The sequence below is a fragment of the Streptomyces sp. NPDC041200 genome (genome assembly GCF_055591805.1).
The window spans coordinates 1-1,342 of sequence record NZ_JBVIZF010000133.1 but is presented as its reverse complement, the minus strand read 5'-3'; the positions used below and the strand labels follow the sequence as shown (position 1 = coordinate 1,342).

At 67.7% G+C, this 1,342-nt stretch carries 2 protein-coding genes; one reads left to right on the top strand and one right to left on the bottom strand.

Annotation, left to right across the window (positions count from 1 at the left end):
- Window positions 1-118: 118 nt before the first annotated feature.
- Window positions 119-535, bottom strand: a complete 417-nt coding sequence (locus ACZ6CL_RS42970; protein WP_468947030.1) for a nuclear transport factor 2 family protein — start codon at window positions 533-535, stop codon at window positions 119-121.
- A 182-nt stretch (window positions 536-717) separates the two neighbouring features.
- On the opposite strand from ACZ6CL_RS42970, the gene ACZ6CL_RS42965 reads away from it, so the two are divergent.
- Window positions 718-1,341: a TetR/AcrR family transcriptional regulator gene (locus tag ACZ6CL_RS42965; RefSeq protein ID WP_468947028.1), complete on the top strand. Its 624-nt coding sequence runs from the start codon at window positions 718-720 to the stop codon at window positions 1,339-1,341.
- Window position 1,342 lies beyond the last annotated feature (1 nt).

Sequence of the window (1,342 nt, the reverse complement as noted above, 5' to 3'; positions counted from 1 at the left end):
GTCTCTTCGTTTGCATCAGGTGTCGGTCGGGCCTCAGCCCTGGAACGGCAAGTGCGGTCGAGCCCCTCGCCGGCATGGCCCGCGCGGCGCGTGCCGCCCGCCTCGCCGGTCCGGTGCCTCAGGCCCGGCCGGCCTGCGGGTTGGTGAACATGTGGTTGCCCGCCACCGTGTCCTTCGCGGGCACTTCGTCCTGCAGGACGTCCCAGTGCTCCACCACCAGGCCCTCCTCGAAGCGGAAGATGTCGACCACCACGAGGGGTGTCTCGGTGCTGCCGGAGTACCTGCCGTGGATCATGACCAGGTCTCCCTCGGCGATGATCGCTCCCGGCTCGTACCGGCTGGCGTCGGGCAGGTCCGCGATGAACTTGCGCAGCCCGGCCCTGGCCGGCGGGATGAACGGGTTGTGCTGGATGTAGTCGGGGTGCAGGTACCGGTCCAGCGCGGTGAAGTCCTTCGCGTTGAACGCGGTCGTCAGGAATTCGAGGACGGCGGCCTTGTTCCGCTCCGTCTCCGTCTTCGTTCGGCTCTGAGCCATCAGTTCTCCACAGGTTTGCCGACTGACGCGGCTTTGTTGACTGCCTGGACCACAATGGAAGCATGAAGTGGTCCAATCGGTCAACAAAACGAAGAGCTCAGGCGATCCGTCCGCGCCGGCAGGGAGGGCCGGGTTGCCGACCGTTGTGGTCCACCTGGACCACAATGAGGTATCGTGAGGTCATGGGGCGAAACCGAGGCTTCGACGAGACCACCGTGCTCGATGTCGTCCGCGACCGGTTCTGGACCACCGGATTCGACGGCACGTCCACCTACGACCTCATGGATGCGACCGGCCTGGGCAAGGGCAGCATCTACAAGGCGTTCGGCAACAAGCATGCCCTTTATGTGCGCGTCTTCTCCGACTACTGCCAGGGCCTCGTCGCCCAGGCCCGCGAGGAGCTGCGGGAGGGCCCGCACGCGGTGCTCACCTCGCCGATGGCCCGCCTGGAGCGCTACGTCGTCTCACTCGCCGACGCCTTCGCGACCGAGTCGCCCCGCCGGGGATGCTTCCTCAGCAAGGTCACCGCGGACCGCGCCGGAGAGGACGACATGGTGGCGGGCACGGCCCGTCGCGCGTTCGAGGATCTCGCCGGCGCCCTCGCGTCCGCGATACGCGACGCCCAGGACGCGGGAGAAGTGGCCGAGCACGTCGACGCCACGGCCCTGGGATATCTGCTGCTGAGCGTGGTCAGGGGCATCGACAACATGGCCAAGGCGGGTGTCGACGGCACGACGCTCCGGCAGACGGCCCAATCGGCGCTGGAGCTGATCCCCAGGGCGGACGCACCGTACGTGCGGCACTGAC